General features: G+C 70.7%; 13 protein-coding genes. 6 read left to right on the top strand and 7 right to left on the bottom strand.

All coding sequences use genetic code 11. The features are described from left to right. Window positions 1-270: 270 nt before the first annotated feature. Window positions 271-1896: a dihydroxyacetone kinase subunit DhaK gene (locus ACP93_RS05005; protein WP_048489665.1), complete on the bottom strand. Its 1626-nt coding sequence runs from the start codon at window positions 1894-1896 to the stop codon at window positions 271-273. 127 nt (window positions 1897-2023) lie between these two features. Here ACP93_RS05005 and ACP93_RS05010 point away from each other — a divergent pair, with 127 nt between their 5' ends. Together ACP93_RS05010 and ACP93_RS05015 are read left to right on the top strand one after the other, a co-directional pair. After that, the gene (locus ACP93_RS05010) at window positions 2024-2770 is read left to right on the top strand and encodes a DUF808 family protein (RefSeq protein ID WP_157862427.1); all 747 of its coding nucleotides are present in this window, start codon (window positions 2024-2026) and stop codon (window positions 2768-2770) included. Between the two features lie 130 nt (window positions 2771-2900). Further along, a complete protein-coding gene (locus tag ACP93_RS05015) occupies window positions 2901-3803 on the top strand; it encodes a DUF808 domain-containing protein (RefSeq protein WP_048489667.1) in 903 nt (300 codons plus the stop codon). A gap of 102 nt (window positions 3804-3905) precedes the next feature. On the opposite strand, the gene ACP93_RS05020 is transcribed toward ACP93_RS05015, so the two are convergent. After that, a complete protein-coding gene (locus ACP93_RS05020; RefSeq protein ID WP_048489668.1) occupies window positions 3906-5516 on the bottom strand; it encodes a GGDEF domain-containing protein in 1611 nt (536 codons plus the stop codon). Between the two features lie 295 nt (window positions 5517-5811). Between ACP93_RS05020 and ACP93_RS05025 the strand changes: the two genes are divergently transcribed. Beyond that, entirely contained in the window at window positions 5812-6438 is a 627-nt protein-coding gene (locus ACP93_RS05025) for a ParB-like protein (protein ID WP_048489669.1), read from the top strand. Here ACP93_RS05025 and ACP93_RS05030 read toward each other — a convergent pair. Both ACP93_RS05030 and ACP93_RS05035 read right to left on the bottom strand, forming a co-directional pair. Next, window positions 6399-6899 (bottom strand): MgtC/SapB family protein, encoded by a 501-nt coding sequence (locus ACP93_RS05030; protein ID WP_048489670.1) that lies wholly within the window; start codon window positions 6897-6899, stop codon window positions 6399-6401. The genes ACP93_RS05025 and ACP93_RS05030 overlap by 40 nt on opposite strands. Before the next feature lie 90 nt (window positions 6900-6989). Beyond that, entirely contained in the window at window positions 6990-7916 is a 927-nt protein-coding gene (locus ACP93_RS05035) for a carbohydrate kinase family protein (RefSeq protein ID WP_048489671.1), read from the bottom strand. Between the two features lie 585 nt (window positions 7917-8501). Here ACP93_RS05035 and ACP93_RS05040 point away from each other — a divergent pair. Beyond that, complete coding sequence (locus ACP93_RS05040) at window positions 8502-9134, top strand: Rossmann-fold NAD(P)-binding domain-containing protein (RefSeq protein ID WP_048489672.1); 633 nt, start codon at window positions 8502-8504, stop codon at window positions 9132-9134. Between the two features lie 208 nt (window positions 9135-9342). Here the strand turns inward: ACP93_RS05040 and ACP93_RS05045 are convergent, their stop codons facing one another. After that, on the bottom strand, window positions 9343-10104 hold the full coding sequence (locus tag ACP93_RS05045; RefSeq protein WP_048489673.1) for an SDR family NAD(P)-dependent oxidoreductase: 762 nt from the start codon (window positions 10102-10104) through the stop codon (window positions 9343-9345). 162 nt (window positions 10105-10266) lie between these two features. On the opposite strand from ACP93_RS05045, the gene ACP93_RS05050 reads away from it, so the two are divergent. Continuing rightward, the gene (locus ACP93_RS05050) at window positions 10267-10596 is read left to right on the top strand and encodes a DUF6172 family protein (protein ID WP_048489674.1); all 330 of its coding nucleotides are present in this window, start codon (window positions 10267-10269) and stop codon (window positions 10594-10596) included. A gap of 206 nt (window positions 10597-10802) precedes the next feature. Here the strand turns inward: ACP93_RS05050 and ACP93_RS05055 are convergent, their stop codons facing one another. Beyond that, window positions 10803-12089 carry a DEAD/DEAH box helicase gene (locus ACP93_RS05055; protein WP_048489675.1) on the bottom strand — a complete coding sequence of 429 codons (1287 nt, stop codon included), beginning with the start codon at window positions 12087-12089 and terminating at the stop codon, window positions 10803-10805. Window positions 12090-12419: 330 nt separating this feature from the next. Then, window positions 12420-13991: a M4 family metallopeptidase gene (locus ACP93_RS05060; RefSeq protein WP_048489676.1), complete on the bottom strand. Its 1572-nt coding sequence runs from the start codon at window positions 13989-13991 to the stop codon at window positions 12420-12422. A 414-nt stretch (window positions 13992-14405) separates the two neighbouring features. On the opposite strand from ACP93_RS05060, the gene ACP93_RS22110 reads away from it, so the two are divergent. Further along, complete coding sequence (locus ACP93_RS22110; protein ID WP_131721587.1) at window positions 14406-14651, top strand: hypothetical protein; 246 nt, start codon at window positions 14406-14408, stop codon at window positions 14649-14651. Window positions 14652-14867 lie beyond the last annotated feature (216 nt).

Here is a 14867-nt window from a genome sequence, read left to right on the forward strand (position 1 = left end):
CGATGGCGCCATCTGTAGGAGCGGCTTCAGCCGCGACGGGCGTTCCCGGTAAAGCCTGTCGCGGCTGAAGCCGCTCCTACAAAGGCTGCAGCCGGCGATGGTCCTCGAACTGCATGTGAATCTGCGTGCGTGTGCAGTGATGACGCCACGCATGAGGCATGGGGTTCGTCGTAGGAGCGGCTTCAGCCGCGACAGCCGTTACCGACGATGCCTGCTGCCCTGGTTACCCAGACCTGCCTTGCGCCGCGTTGGCCGACCCGAACGGCCGCTTCACCGCCAGGCCGCGAACGCCCGTGCGACCGCTTCGGCGCCAGGATCGATCACGCCGCGCAGTGCGTCCGCAGGCACCGTGGCGGCGCGGCCGGCACCGGCGCGGGTGAGCTGTGCGGTGGCATCTGCGCCTGCGCGGGCGGCGCGCGCGGCGGCGTCCACGCCCGCGCTCTGCGCCAGGGCATCCAGCGCCGGCAGCAGTGCATCGAGCAGGGTGCGGTCGCCGCGTTGCGCGCCGCCGTAGTGCTGCATCCGCGCCACCCCGGCCTGTAGCGCCTGCACCCAGTCGCGGCCGTCCGCCAGCGCACCTGCGGCGGTGGTGAACAGGATCGACAGCAACACGCCGCTGGAGCCGCCCATGCTGTGTTCGATCGTCGCCGCCAGGCCGCGCGCCAGTGCCGCGGCGTCGCCGGTGGCCAGCGCATCGGTGTCCAGTGCCTGCTGCAGGGCGCGCGCGCCGGCGGCGAAGGTGCTGCCGGCGTCGCCATCGCCGCTGCGCGCGTCCAGCGCGTCCAACTCCGCCTGCGCGGCGATCAGCGCCTGCGCCACCCGCGCCAGCCCTGCGGCGCACTGCGCATCGCGCGTGCCATCGCGGTGGCTATCGTCGCGCTTCAGTGCCGGAGCGAAGGTCTGGACTGCATGCGGCACGCGCACGCCGGGCCAGCCCAGGGTTTGCACCGGCGCCTGCAGCGCGGCGAGCACGTCGGCATCGGCCGGGGCGAGGGTGATCGAGAAACCGTGCATGTCCATCGAGGTCATCAGCGCCGCCGGCAACGGCATCAACGCGACCCTCGCGACGCCGATGCGCTGCAGCGCCAGCCGCGTCAGCACGCCCAGTTCCTGCGTCGAGCAGCCGCCGAGGTCGTTGAGCATCAGCACCAGCGGCGCGTCGGCGCCCAGGCGGGCATCGGCCAGCGCCAGCAGCGGGTCCAGCACCAGCGCCAGCGCCTCCTCCGCCGTGCCGGGCTGCACCGGCCGGGCACCCGGCTCGTTGTGGATGCCCAGGCCCAGTTCCGGCGCGCGGCGGCCGACCTGCTGGCCCGGCACGCTGCAACTGGACAAGGCCATGCCCAGCGACAGCAGGCGGTCGGCGAAGGCCTGGCCGCGCTGCGCCAGCTCGGCCAGCGGCACGCCCTCGCGCGCCAGGTGGCCCACGTACTTGTGCACCAGCACCGTGCCGGCGAGGCCGCGCGGCTGCGCGGCGTCGGGCAGGGCGATGTCGTCGGCGACCAGCACGCTGGCCACGTCGATGCCCTCGGCGCGAGCGCGCTCGGCGGCCAGACCGAAGTTGAGCCGGTCGCCGGTGTAGTTCTTGATCACCAGCAGCACGCCGGGCGCGTCGGCGCAGGCGCGGATCGCCGCCAGCACCGCCTCCACGCCGGGCGAGGCGAACAGGTCGCCGGCGATGGCGCCGCTGAGCATGCCCGGGCCGACGAAGCCGGCATGCGCCGGTTCGTGCCCGGCACCGCCGCCGGACAGCACCGCGACCTGACGCGGATCGCGCGCGGCCTGCAGCACGATGCGGGTGCCGCTGTCGGCCTCCGAGAGCAGCAGCGGTTGCAGCATGGCCGCGGCCGCGAGCACGTCGTCGACGATGGCGCGGGGGGCGGTGAGGAACTGGTCCATGGCGTCTCCTTGGCGATGCGGTGCGGGACTGCGCAGCAGGGTAGCCGAGTGCGGGTGAGGCGGCGACGCGCGGCGCCGGCGCACGATCTCGGCGAGAATGGCGGCGATCTCCCCGGCAGGAATGCGCATGGTCCGCACCAGCCTGTTCACCTTGCTCGGCGCGCTGGCGTCCGCGTTGGACGAGGCCGCGCGCCGCGCCCCGGTACAAGCGCGCGCAGTGGCCGCGGCGCCGATCGGGCGAGCCTGGTGGCTGCTGGGCAGGGCGTTCCGGCGTGCGCTGCTGGTCAAGCTCGTGCTGGTGCCGGCGTTGCTGGCGCTCTACGCCCTGCTGCCGCCGCCCTCGCTGTTCGGGTCGGACGACAGCGGCATGGATCAGCTGACGCTGGGGTTGGTGTGCCTGTGCGGGATGTACCAGGGCTACGAAAGCCTGGAGTGGCTGACGCGCTCCTGGCGCCGCCCGGCGCCCGACCCTGGTGCCGAAGACGACGCCCGGATCGCCCGGCTGCTCAAGGGCGCGATGCGGACCAATGGCGTCGTGTCGATCCAGTGCATCGCCGTGACCAGCCTGCTGCTGTCCAGTGCGCCGTTCGCGATCGGCGCGTTCGGCGTGGCGCTGGTGGCCGTTGCACTGACGCTGGTCATGTACGTGCCGATCGCCACGATCGTCCTGCTCGCCGACCTGGGCCTGCGCGTGCACGACGCGGGCGGCCGCGTCGCGGTGCCCGCCCGCGTCCTGCTGGCGCTGGCGGCGCGGCTGTTGCGTGGCCTGTCGCTGCTCGCGGTGGTGGCATCGCTCGTGTTCGGCGCAGTGGCGGCAATCGGTGCGGCACACGCGTTGCTCTTCCCGTCCTCGCCCGAAGGTCTCATCAAGTAGCGTCATGCCGGCCGTGCAGTGCCGGCTGACGGCGATGGGACACACGCGGCGCCGGATGCATCGGCGGCCGCCAGCCCATCGTGCGCCGGAATCGGCGAGAATCGCCGCTCATCCCGAATGGAATCCCCGCATGGCCGGCGCCAGCCTGTTCACCCTGCTCGACGACATCGCCACCCTGCTCGACGACGTGTCGCTGCTGACCAAGGTCGCGGCCAAGAAGACCGCCGGCGTGCTCGGCGACGACCTGGCGCTGAACGCGCAGCAGGTGACAGGGGTGAACGCCGACCGCGAACTGCCGGTGGTGTGGGCGGTGGCCAAGGGCTCGCTGCTCAACAAGGCGATCCTGGTGCCGGCGGCACTGGCGATCAGCGCGTGGCTGCCATGGGCGATCACCCCGCTGATGATGATCGGCGGCGCGTTCCTGTGCTTCGAGGGCGTGGAGAAGCTGGCGCACCGCTTCCTGCACTCGAAGGAAGAGGACGCGGAGCGTCACGCGCAGCAGGTGCAGGCGCTGGCCGACCAGCAGGTGGACGTGGTGGCGCTGGAGAAGGACAAGGTCAAGGGCGCGATCCGCACCGACTTCATCCTTTCGGCGGAGATCATCGTGCTGTCGCTGGGCGTGGTCGCCGGCGTGCCGTTCGTGCAGCAGGTGGCCGTCCTGGTGGCGATCGCGCTGGCGATGACTGCCGGCGTCTACGGCCTGGTCGCCGGCATCGTCAAGCTCGACGATCTGGGCCTGTACCTGAGCCGCAAGGGCGCCGCCGCCGCGACGATCGGCCGCGGCATCCTGTGGTTGGCGCCGTGGCTGATGCGCACCTTGTCGGTCGCCGGCACCGCGGCGATGTTCCTGGTCGGCGGCGGCATCCTGGTGCACAGCATCGGCCCGCTGCACCACGCCATCGAAGGCATCGCCCCGAGCGGCGGCCTGGGCAGCCTGGTGCTCGCGGTGGGCAATGCCTTAGTGGGAATCGTGGCCGGCGCCTTGGTGCTGGCGGTGGTGTTGGGCGTCAAGAAGATGCGGGATCGGGATTAGGGATTGGAGATTCGGGATTGGGGATTGGCAACAGCGGCCAGGCGCGCCGCTCTTGCCAATCCCCAATCCCGACTCCCCAATCCCGCGCCGGCCACGCCGGCGCTAATCGGCCGAAACCACCCGATTCTTGCCGGCCTTCTTGGCCTCGTACAGCGCACGGTCGGCGCGGCGGATCAATGCGTCCTGCGCTTCGCCGGGCTGGCGCAGGGCGACGCCGGCGCTGAAGCTGACGAACACGCGCTGGTCCTCGTGCACCACCGCGCGCTGCGCCAGCGCACGCTGCACCCGGGTCACCGCCGCGCTGGCCTCGAAGATCGTGCAGTCCGGCATCAGCAGCAGGAATTCCTCGCCGCCGAAGCGGGCGACGGCGTCGCTGGCGCGCAAGGTGGTGCGTGCCACTTCCACCACGTGGCGCAGCGCGCTGTCGCCGCCGGGGTGGCCGTAGGTTTCGTTGAGCTGGCGGAAATCGTCCAGGTCCAGCATCGCCACGCACAGCGGTTGCGCGCTGCGCTCGGTGCGCACCAGTTCGCGCACGAACAGGTCGTCCAGGCCGCGGCGGTTGAGCGCGCCGGTGAGCTGGTCGACCCGCACCAGGCCGCTGACGTCCTGCAGTTCCTGCTCCAGGCGCAGGATGCGCTGTTCGGCCGCATCCACTTCCTGGCGCGCGGCGATCAGGTGGTCGCGCGCGCGCAGCGCCTGCTCCTGCACGTGGCCGGTGTCCTGCAGCACTTCCTGCAGCAAGCGGTTGAGGTCGGCGATGCTGCGCGCGTCGCGGATGGTCTGCGAGTAATCGGCGATGCGGTCGTGGAATTCGCCGGTGCTGGCGGCCATGCCGTCCAGGTCCGCGACGAAGCTCAGCATCAGGTCCTTCATCGCCTCCTTGGATTCGGCGATGCCCTGCTTGAGCAACCCCTGCTTGTAGATCACCTCGCGCAGGCTGCCGCGCGCCTCCTCGATCGAGTAGCGGTCCAGCGGCCCGGCGATCAGGTCGCGCACCACCGCGATCTGACCCTGCAGCCAACTGGTGTCTTCGAGCAGTTCGCCGACGTTCTCCAGCAGCAGGTCGAACAGGCTCAGCAACAGCGCCTGTTGCTCCTGGCTGTCGTTGGCGCGCAACGCGATCTGGTGGCACAGCTCGCGCACCTGCTGCGCCACCGGCTCCAGCGGTTGCCCGGGACGCCATTGGCGCAGCGCCTCGCCGCTGGCCTCGGCCTCGCCGGCCAGTTCGGGCAGGGTGTGCAGCAACGCCGCCAGCGCACCGGCCACGGTCTGCCGCAGCAGGTCGCGCAGGCGCTCGCTGTCGCTGGGCCCGGCCAGCGGGTCTTCGACGTCGATGGTGCGGATGTACTTGTCGATCAGCTGGCGCAGCGCGCGGCCATAGCTGGGCCAATCGCCGCTGCTCGCCGCCGATTGCAAGCGCCGGCCCATGTCGCCCAGTTCGCCGTGCAGCGAGGCCATGCCGTCGGCGAAGGCGCCGAGCAGGCCCTGCGGCTCGTGCGCCTGCTGGAACAGGCGGATCAGCGCGGCGGTGGCGGCGGCCGGGTCGGTCGCGCCCGCCACCGCCGTCGCCGCGTGACCGTGCGTGTGCCCATGGCCATGCCCATGCGCACGCGTCGGCAGCGTCGCGGTCGACGCCGGCGCCGGATCGCGCCGACGTGGCGACAGCAGCTTGCGCAGTCCGCTGATCGGCGGCTCGTCGCGTTGGTCCGACATGCCAGCCGGCTCCTCCCAGTCAATGCGCCGCCCATGCTGGCGCTCAGGATCTGGATATCGGCGCCGGCGGCGCGCGCTTGAGCGGGCGGATGGCGTGCCTGTGAAGAGGACTCCATTGCGCTCGTACCCTCACCCCCAGCCCCTCTCCCGGAGGGAGAGGGGAGCAACGCCTGGCGCGCCGAAGATCGCCGTGTGCCCGCGCGCCGTGCAAGACGCGCACGACGCTGGCACTCTGGCGACCGCGCCTGCCGCGGCGCCGGCAGCGCGGCGCACCCCACCTCCACGGAGACTGAACATGGCCGATCCCCGCGAACCGCTGCTGCACCCCGTGCCGATCCTGTCCTTGCGCCCCACGCAGATGACCGTGGGCATGCGTGAGGTCAAGGAGAAGCGCAAGCGTTGGCGCGCGCACGCCTCCAGGCACAAGCAGGCCGAACTGCTCGGCAAGCACATGATCCCGGTGGTGCTGGGACCTGATGGCAAGTATTACGTGGTCGACCACCACCATCTGGCGCGGGCGCTGCACGACGAAGGGGTGAAGGACATCCTGGTCACGGTGATCGCCGACCTCAGCGTCGTCGACAAGGCTGCGCTGTGGAGCGTGCTGGATCATCGGCGCTGGGCCTATCCCTACGACGCCAAGGGCGAGCGCCGCCCGTTCAAGGACATGCCCACCTCCATCGCGGACCTGAAGGACGATCCCTACCGCAGCCTCGCCGGCGAGGTCCGCCGCGCCGGCGGCTACGCCAAGGACACCACGCCGTTCAGCGAATTCCTGTGGGCCGACCTGTTCCGCCGCCGGCTGCGGCGCCGCGACATCAAGGGCGACTTCGCAAGTGCCATGGAGACCGCGCTCGCGCTCGCCAAGAGTCGGGACGCGAGCTACTTGCCGGGCTGGTGCGGGCCGTCGTCCGACGACTGATCGGTGGTCGCGGTATGGTGCGGCTTGCCGCCCAGGATCCCGTGCAGGGCGCGTTCGACACGTCCGCCGAACAACAGGATGACGAAGGCGATAGCCAGGGACACGGCCACGATCTGCCACTGGCCGGCGCCGCACAGGATGCCGACGCAGGCGGTGAGCCAGACGCAGGCGGCGCTGGTCAGGCCATGCACCCGCACATGTTGTTGGGTGTGATAGATGACGCCGGCGCCGAGGAAGCCGATGCCGGTCAGGATGCCCTGGATGACGCGGCTGCCGGCATCGGTGAAGCCGCCCTTGCCGAGCGGATCGGCCAGCAGCACCACCATCGCGGTGGCCAGGCCGACCAGGCCCAGCGTGCGGATGCCGATCGGCTTGCCGTGCAGGTCGCGGTTCAACCCGATCGCCGCGCCGGCGAGGGCGGCGATTCCCAGGCGCACGACGATGTCGGACAACTCGATCAAGGCAGGTCTCCTGGTGGATGTGGCGCCGTGGGCGGCTGGCCCATCATAGGGAAGCCGGCCGCAGGCATGCCGTGCACGCCGGGGTCGGCCTCAGAGCGCGGCGCGCACGTCGTCCAGGCTCGGCGGGTTGGCGCCGGCGCGGGTGCAGTTGATCGCCGCGGCGGCCACGCAGAACTGCAGCAGGCGTTCCAGCGCGGCCGGCTCGCTGCCCAGCGCCGCCAGCGCGGCCGGGTCGGGCAACTGCTGCAGCAACGCCGCCTGGAAGCTGTCGCCGGCGCCGACGGTATCGACGACCTGCACCACCCGGCCGGGCACGCGCGCCTCGCTGTCGCCGCGCCAGGCCACCGCGCCATCGCCGCCCAGGGTCATCACCACCAGCGACGGCCCCTGCTGCAGCCAGCTGCGGGCGACGGCGAACGGATCCTGCCGCGGATACAGCAGTTCGATGTCCTCCTGGCTGACCTTGACCACGTGCGCCAGCGCGATCCAGCGCGCCAGCCGCGCGCGCCACACCGCCATGTCCGGCTCCACCGTCGGCCGTACGTTCGGGTCCAGCGAGATCAGCCGCTTCCCGCGCTCGCGTTCGGCCAGCGCCTGGAAGGTGCTGGCGGTGGTCTCGGCGACCAGGGTGTAGGAGCCGAAATGCAGGCCGCCGACGCGCGCGTCCAGCGTCGGCAGGTCGACCTCGGTCAGCGCGCGATCGGCGCAGCCGGTGCCGTAGAAGGCGTAGTTGGGCACGCCGCCGGCGTCGAGCGCGACCATCACCAGGGTGGTGGCTTCGCGCTTGTCGATGCAGTAGTCCAGGGCCACGCCTTCGCCTTCGAGGGTGGCGCGCAGCTGGCGGCCGAGCGGATCGGTGGACAGGCCGGTGAACAGCGCCGACGGCGCGCCCAGGCGGGCCAGGCCGATGGCCACGTTGAACGGCGAACCGCCCTGGCGCGCGGTCATGCCGACCGAGGTGCCGGCATAGCCGTCGATGAAGATGTCGTACAAGGCCTCTCCGCACACCACGAACATCGAACCGCTCCTCGTCAGGTTGCAGCGCGCCGGCCGGCGCGATGGGGCGGCTATTGTGGCGTACCTGCTGCGGCGCGGCGACCGGGCGGGATGGGGGGAGCTTGGTGGGTTTAGGTGTCTTGGCACGTGGGTGCCCGGCTGACGCCCGTCCCCTTATCTGGCGGGGATGCCTGGCTGGCGGCCGTACCCTCATCCGCCCCTTCGGGGCACCTTCTCCCGACGGGAGAAGGGAACAGCCTCGCGCCAATAGCCCCTCTCCCCCCGGGAGAGGGTTGGGGTGAGGGTACGGGCGCGCAGCGCCTCATGGATCCTGGCGGCGAGCGGCCGGCGCTGTGCTGGCGCGCTTGGTTGCATGCTGGCGTTTAGCACCGATGCCTGGCTGGCGCCCGTACCCTCATCCGCCCCTGCGGGGCACCTTCTCACGGTGGGAGAAGGGAGACGCCTAAGCCCCTCTCCCCCCGGGAGAGGGGTTGGGGTGAGGGTACGGGCGCGCAGCGCCTCATGGACTGCGCGCCCCACCCACAGCGCCTTGCCACCGCCCCTGCGATAGTCGCCACCTCCCCCGCCAGCCTCCAAGGACGCCCCATGAACATCCTGCTCGCCGGCGCCACCGGCCTGGTCGGCGGCCACGCGCTGCGCCAGTTGCTGGCCGACCCGGCCTGCAGCGTGGTGATCGCGCCGACCCGGCGCGCGCTGGAGCTGACCCATTCCAAGCTGCACAACCCGGTGCTCGACTTCGACGCGCTGCCCGCACAGGCGTCTTGGTGGCAGGTGGAGGCGGCGATCTGCGCGCTCGGCACCACGATGCGCCAGGCCGGCTCGCGCGAGGCCTTCCGCCGGGTCGATCACGACTATCCGCTGGCGATCGCGCGGCTGCTCCGCCAGCACGGCGCCGCGGCGTTCGCGCTCAACTCGGCGCTGGGCGCGGATCCGCAGTCATGGGCGTTCTACAACCGGGTCAAGGGCGAGTTGGAACACGATCTGCGTGCACTTGGTTATCCCTCGCTGACCCTGGTGCGGCCGGGCCTGATCGGTGGTGAGCGCGCGCAACGGCGCCGCGGCGAGCATGCCGCCAGCGTGGTGCTGCGGGCGCTCGGGCCGCTGCTGCCGCGGCGCTACCGGATCAATCCGGCCGAACGCATCGCTGCGGCGCTGGTCGCGGCCGCACTACAGCCGCGACCCGGCGTGCAGGTCATCGACGCGGCGCAGTTGGTTTAGGAGCTGGGATTGGGGAGTGGGGATTCGGGATTGGAGAGGCGTGCGCGAGTCCGCAGCATTGCCAGCCAATGCACGTTTAGGCGACTTCTCTGTGGGTCGTGTGCGACAGACGCCGGCGCTAGGTCACATCAACCACTGCATCGCGTGCAGCCCATGCTCACCGCAGCGAGCTCGCGCGCACGGGACCGGGCCGCACACGCGACCCGCCTCAGGCGCCCAGCGACTGCCCGCCGTCCACCGCCAGCACCTGGCCGGTGATCCAGCGTGCCTGCGGCGAGGCCAGGAACAACGCCGCGTTGGCGACATCGTCGATCGCGCCGAAGGCGCCGAACGGAATGCTGGCGCGGATCTGCCGGTACAGCTCGGGCTGCTGCTGGCGGCGCTGCTCCCACAGTCCGCCGGGGAACTCGATGGAACCGGGCGCGATCGCGTTGACCCGGATCCGCTCGCGCGCCAGCTGCGTCGCCAGCGTGGTCGTGTAGTAGTTCAACGCCGCCTTCGCCGCCGAGTACGCCGGCACCCGCGGCGTCGGGCGCAGGCCGTTGATCGAGCTGATGTTGAGGATGCAGCCGCGGCCGCTGCTGCGCAGGTGCGGCAGGGCGGCGCGGTTGCAGCGCACCGCGGCCATCAGGTCGATGTCGAAGCCGGCCTGCCAGCTCGCATCGTCGTCGCCATGGCCGTAGCCGGAGGCGTTGTTGATCATCACGTCGATGCCGCCCAGTGCATCCGCGGCCTGCGCCACCCAGCTCTCGATCTGTGCGGCGTCGGCGAGGTCGCAGCACTGCGCCGCGACCGGGTGGCCGTGGCGCTGCAACTGCGCGGCGGCGTCGGCCAGCGGCGCTGGACTGCGCGCGCAGATCGCCACTGCAGCGCTGTGCTGGGCGAAGGCATCGGCGATGGCCAGGCCGATGCCGCGGCTGGCGCCGGCGACGAGCACGCGGTATCCCGCGAAGGCGGACGGATCGGTCATCGGTGGCTCCTGCGTGCCGTGGGGCGTGCGCCGATTATCCGCGCAATCCGCAGCGTGCGGCCGCTTCTGGCACCATGGCGGCCGTCGCACGCACCGCCCGTTGGTGCGCCCACCGCGCCGCCGCCTAGCGATGGCCGCATTCCCTTTCCAGGATTTTCCGCAGTGAAGAAGACCTACCGGCTCCGCATCGAAGGCAAGCATCCCGACCGCCTGCTCGACGCCGCCAAGCACGACATCCGCAAGTACATCCGCCGCGAGCGCCGCAAGACCCTGCCGGCCGGTGCGGACTACTGGGATTTCGACACCCTGTTCGGCACCGAGGAAGCCACCGCCGCGGTGCTGCCGCCGGCCGAGCTGCTGCGGGCGGTCGACGCGCTGGTGGCCGCCGGCGGCGAACAGTTCTACGTGGAGATCCGCAGCCGCGCCTGCGCGCGGCCACCGCGGGCCAAGGGCGGGCAGGGCGAAAGCGAGCACGATCCCTTCGAGGACTGAGCCCGCCTGGCGACGTCTGCGCGTCGGTCGCGCGGCACCGGCGACGTCTCCAGCAACGGCTGCAACGCGTTCTTCAGCCTGCACTTTGGCAAGACCGCTGCGCGCAAGATCGGCGACCGCAAGGAACGCACGTGGATCGGCACCGGCACCTCTGCCGGCGCCGCGATGACGCTTTCGACACGCAACACGGCCGGCCCGGGCGCCGTTTAGGCGCCTGTGGGGGGCTCCCCGCCCCGCGCACCCGTCGCGCGCAGCCGGTCCTTCTTGCTCGGGCGCTTGCCCTTGACGCCGCCGGTGAGAACGGCCGCCTCGGTGGCGGGCGTGGCAGCCGGGGCCGAGACCGGCGCTGGCTCGAAACCGGGAATACGTTCGCGCGGCACGCGTACGCCTTGTCGTTTCTCGATCAGGCGCAGATGCGCTGCGCTGGCCGTGTCGACGAAGCTCAGCGCCTGACCTTCGGCACCGGCGCGCGCGCTACGGCCGATGCGGTGGGTGTAGTCCGCGGTGGAACGCGGCAGGTCGTAGTTCACCACCACCGGCAGCGCGGCGATGTCGATGCCGCGCGCGGCCAGGTCGGTGGTCACCAGTACGCGCACCTGCTGCTGGCGGAACGCGTCCAGGGTGCGCTGGCGCCGACCCTGCGCGAGGTCGCCGTGCAGCGGCTGCGCGGCGATGCCGGCCTTGGCCAGGGCCGAGGCGACCTGCTCGGTGCTGCGCCGGCTGGCCACGAACACCAGCGCCCGCGGCCAGGCCTCGTGCTCCAGCAGATGTTGCAGCAAGGCCAGGCGACGGCCGTTGTCGACCTCGATCGCGCGCTGGCGCAGCGTCGCTGGGATCGGCGCGGCGTCGGCGTTGTCGCCGATCCGTCGCGGTGCGTGCAGCAGGCGCGTGGCCAGCGCCGCGATCGGGACCGGCAGGGTGGCCGAGAACAGCAGGGTCTGCCGCGTCGGCGGCAGCAGTTGCAGCAGCCGCTCCAGTTCGGCGCCGAAGCCCAGGTCGAGCAGGCGGTCGGCCTCGTCCAGCACCAGGTGCGCCACCGCGTCCAGTTGCAGCGCGCGCTGCCCCAGCAGATCCAGCAGGCGCCCGGGCGTGGCCACCACCACGTCGGCGCCGCCGCGCAGCGCCTGCATCTGCGGATTGATCGAGATGCCGCCGACCGCCACCACCACCCGCGGCCGCCGCGGCAGTTCCAGGCCCAGCGCGACGAAGGTGTCGGCGACCTGCACCGCCAGTTCGCGGGTCGGCACCAGCACCAACACGCGGGTGGAGCGCGCTGGCCTGGCCGCCTGCGCGCAGGCCTGCAGCAGCGGTAGCGCGAACGCGGCCGTCTTGCCGGAGCCGGTTTGCGCCACCGCCAGCACGTCGTGGCCGGCGACGATCAGCGGCACCGCCTGCTGCTGGATCGGCGTGGGCGTCTGCCAGCCGGCGCGCGCGAGCGCGGCGGCGAAGGCGGGATACAGCGCGGGCGACAGACCCAGGCAAGCGAACGGCATCGGAGGAGACAGCGAGGGTGAGACTGGACAGTATCGCCGACCCGGCGCAGGAGCGGCTTCCGTCGTGACGCTTCTGGTGATCGCGCGTCGCGGCTGAAGCCACTTCCACAAGGGCGTGCGGCGAGCGCACCGGGTGCACTGTGGGAGGAACTTCAGTCCCGACGCATTGCGCCATCGGAACGCACGCCGCTTCGCCCGTCGCGGCTGATCCCGAAAAGGGGACAAGAGCCGCTCCTACGAGGCGATCGGCAAGAGCGGCTGTGGCCAATCCCCAATCCCCAACTGCAACGCACGGCCATCCACGCGGATGGCCGTGCGCGAGTGGACACGTTACTGCGTGCAGCTCACGCCGACGGCGGCGAAGGCGTTGTTGACGGCGGTCACCGAGCGGCCCAGATCGCTGGCGGCGGTGCGCACACCACACGCGCCGCTGTTGAAGCTGGTGCTGGGCGTCCAGTACAACTGGTTGGCGCGGGCGAACACTTCGAAGGCGCTGCGCGTGTTCCAGCCGGAGGTGGTGGCCAGGGTGTAGAACGCCTTGTTGTAGACGCCCGAGGAGTAATGCACGTCCAGGCCGCTGCGGTAGTTGGCGGCGTTGTCGATCGAACTGCCGTCCTGGGTCGGGGTGGCCATGTAGCGCAGCGCACCGTTGGCCTTGAAGATCTCGGTGCCGACCTTGAAGTCGTTCGTGCCCTTGAGGTAGTACTCGGTGGCCTCGCCGGCCATGTCCGAGAACGCCTCGTTGATGCCGCCGGACTGGCCGGAGTAAGTGAGGTTGGAATGCTGCTCGGTGAAGCCGTGCGAGACCTCGTGGCCGGCGACGTCGGCGCTCACCAGCGGATAGAAGCGCGTGTTGCCGTCGCCGAAATTCATCGTCGAGCCGTTCCAGAACGCGTTCTCGTAGCGCGTGCCGTAATGCACGCGCATCACCAGTTGGAAGGTCAGTGGTGCCACGCCGACATAGCTGCGGTACATCTTCTCGATGACGCCGCCGAAGTAGTGCGCGTCGTTGATCGGCGAGTAGGCGCCGTTGATGGCCTTGTAGGTGTTGCGCGGGCAGGTGAACTGGTACGCGGTGGTGCCGGAGCTGCCGCCGTTGAGGTTCACCGACTTGACGTTGGTGTTCTGCATGCGGCAGTTGTCGTCCACCTCCAGGAAGCCGTGGATGCTGTCGCTGCCGTACTCGTACTGGCCGGTCTTGGCGTTGCCGCCGGGGCCGGTGGCATCGCGGGTGGTCAGGCCCTCCCACTGCTTCAGGATGGTGCCATTGCGCGCGTCCACGATCACGAACGGCCGGCTCGGCGCGCCGCCGTTCGGCGCATCGGCGAAGAACGACACCACGTAGGCCAGGTGCGCGCGGTCGCTGTCGTCGAGATAGATCATCTGCGGCGCCTGCGCGCGTTCGATACGGCGCTCGGCCTGGGTCGTACCCAGCGCGACGCGCTGCGCCAGCAGCAACGCGCGGTCTGCGGTCAGCGTGGCGCTGGGCGTATTGGCGGCAGTAGCCGGCAACTCGCTGGCCAGCCCGGCCACCGAGCGGCCGAACAGGCTGCGCACGCTGCCGTCGGCGCGCTCGCTGACGATCACCTGTTCGCCCCACACCGGAATGCCGCGGAAGGTCTGCTGGTAGCGGCGATGCACGGTGCCGTCGGCATCTTCGCTGCTGCCGAGCAGGGTGAGCGCGGATTCGGCGTCCAGCCCGATCAGTTCGGCATGGCGCACGGCGGCTGCGGCCGGAATGCCGCCGACGCGCGCGGCGGCGCTGCGGTATTGGGCACCGAGCGTGTCCGGATTCTTGGCATGCAGATCCACGCGCTGCGCGGCGCTGGCGGAGGAGGCGGCGAGCGCGAGCAGCAGGGAGGGCAGCAGCACCGACGGACGATGACGACTTGGCAGAGTCATGAGCGGAATCCTCGTAACGCGAGAAGGAAGGACACGCCGACGCGGCAGCGGAGCGGCCGTGGCGCGGTGACGTGGCATGACGACCGGGCAGTGCGGCCGATCGGCGCAGTGCCTCCCCCTGTGCAGCGACCATAACTGTGCTGCTGCGCCGCGTGGTAGACAGGTTTTGTTCAGGATTTTTTTGCCATCCAGAGGAGGCGTGCATCGGTTCCCGACATGTGATATGCAGTCGAGGACGTTTGGTGCGTCATCGCAGCGTGACGCGTTCGTTCGTCGCGTCGGGACTGAGGTCCCTCCCTCAATGGCGCATCTGCTGTGCGTGACGCAGCAGATGCACGCTTGGTGTCAGCATGTTGGCTGATATGCACCGAATGCACGCCGAAGTGATCACCAGCGCCGAGCCCAAGCAGCCACATGGCGCTGGTCATTCAAGTAGCGCTGGTCATTGCACTGTGGGAGGTGCTTCAGCCCCGACGCGCTGTGCTGGAGTTGCTCGTCCGCTATCGCTCGGCGACGTGCAGAAGAGTGCAGAAAAACGCGCCTCTCTATGTCGCTTCCGAGGCGTTCGTTGCAGAAGGGCTTGAGCCCCGGCGATTTTTTGTTCGTCGCGTCGGGACTGAAGTCCCTCCCACAATGCTGCATCCGCTGCGTCCGGCGTAGCAGATGCACGGTTTGGTGTCAGCAAGTCGGCTGATGTGCGCCGAACGCGCGCCGAAGCGATCGGTAGCGCCGATCCCAAACAGCCACATGGCGCTGGTCATGCACGTAACGCTGGTGATTGTGCTGTGGGAGGGGGCTTCAGCCCCAACGCGCTGTGCTGGAGTTGCCCATCCGCTATCGCTCGGCGACGTGTAGAAGAGCGCAGAAAACGCGTCT

This window comes from Xanthomonas sp. NCPPB 1128 (genome assembly GCF_001043115.1).
GTDB lineage: Bacteria > Pseudomonadota > Gammaproteobacteria > Xanthomonadales > Xanthomonadaceae > Xanthomonas_A.

Coding starts and splice junctions, on each gene's coding strand:
- ACP93_RS05005 (WP_048489665.1), bottom strand. CDS start 1,896: ATGGACCAGTTCCTCACCGCCCCCCGCGCCATCGTCGACGACGTGCTC.
- ACP93_RS05010 (WP_157862427.1), top strand. CDS start 2,024: ATGGTCCGCACCAGCCTGTTCACCTTGCTCGGCGCGCTGGCGTCCGCG.
- ACP93_RS05015 (WP_048489667.1), top strand. CDS start 2,901: ATGGCCGGCGCCAGCCTGTTCACCCTGCTCGACGACATCGCCACCCTG.
- ACP93_RS05020 (WP_048489668.1), bottom strand. CDS start 5,516: ATGTCGGACCAACGCGACGAGCCGCCGATCAGCGGACTGCGCAAGCTG.
- ACP93_RS05025 (WP_048489669.1), top strand. CDS start 5,812: ATGGCCGATCCCCGCGAACCGCTGCTGCACCCCGTGCCGATCCTGTCC.
- ACP93_RS05035 (WP_048489671.1), bottom strand. CDS start 7,916: ATGTTCGTGGTGTGCGGAGAGGCCTTGTACGACATCTTCATCGACGGC.
- ACP93_RS05040 (WP_048489672.1), top strand. CDS start 8,502: ATGAACATCCTGCTCGCCGGCGCCACCGGCCTGGTCGGCGGCCACGCG.
- ACP93_RS05045 (WP_048489673.1), bottom strand. CDS start 10,104: ATGACCGATCCGTCCGCCTTCGCGGGATACCGCGTGCTCGTCGCCGGC.
- ACP93_RS05055 (WP_048489675.1), bottom strand. CDS start 12,089: ATGCCGTTCGCTTGCCTGGGTCTGTCGCCCGCGCTGTATCCCGCCTTC.
- ACP93_RS05060 (WP_048489676.1), bottom strand. CDS start 13,991: ATGACTCTGCCAAGTCGTCATCGTCCGTCGGTGCTGCTGCCCTCCCTG.
- ACP93_RS22110 (WP_131721587.1), top strand. CDS start 14,406: ATGGCGCTGGTCATTCAAGTAGCGCTGGTCATTGCACTGTGGGAGGTG.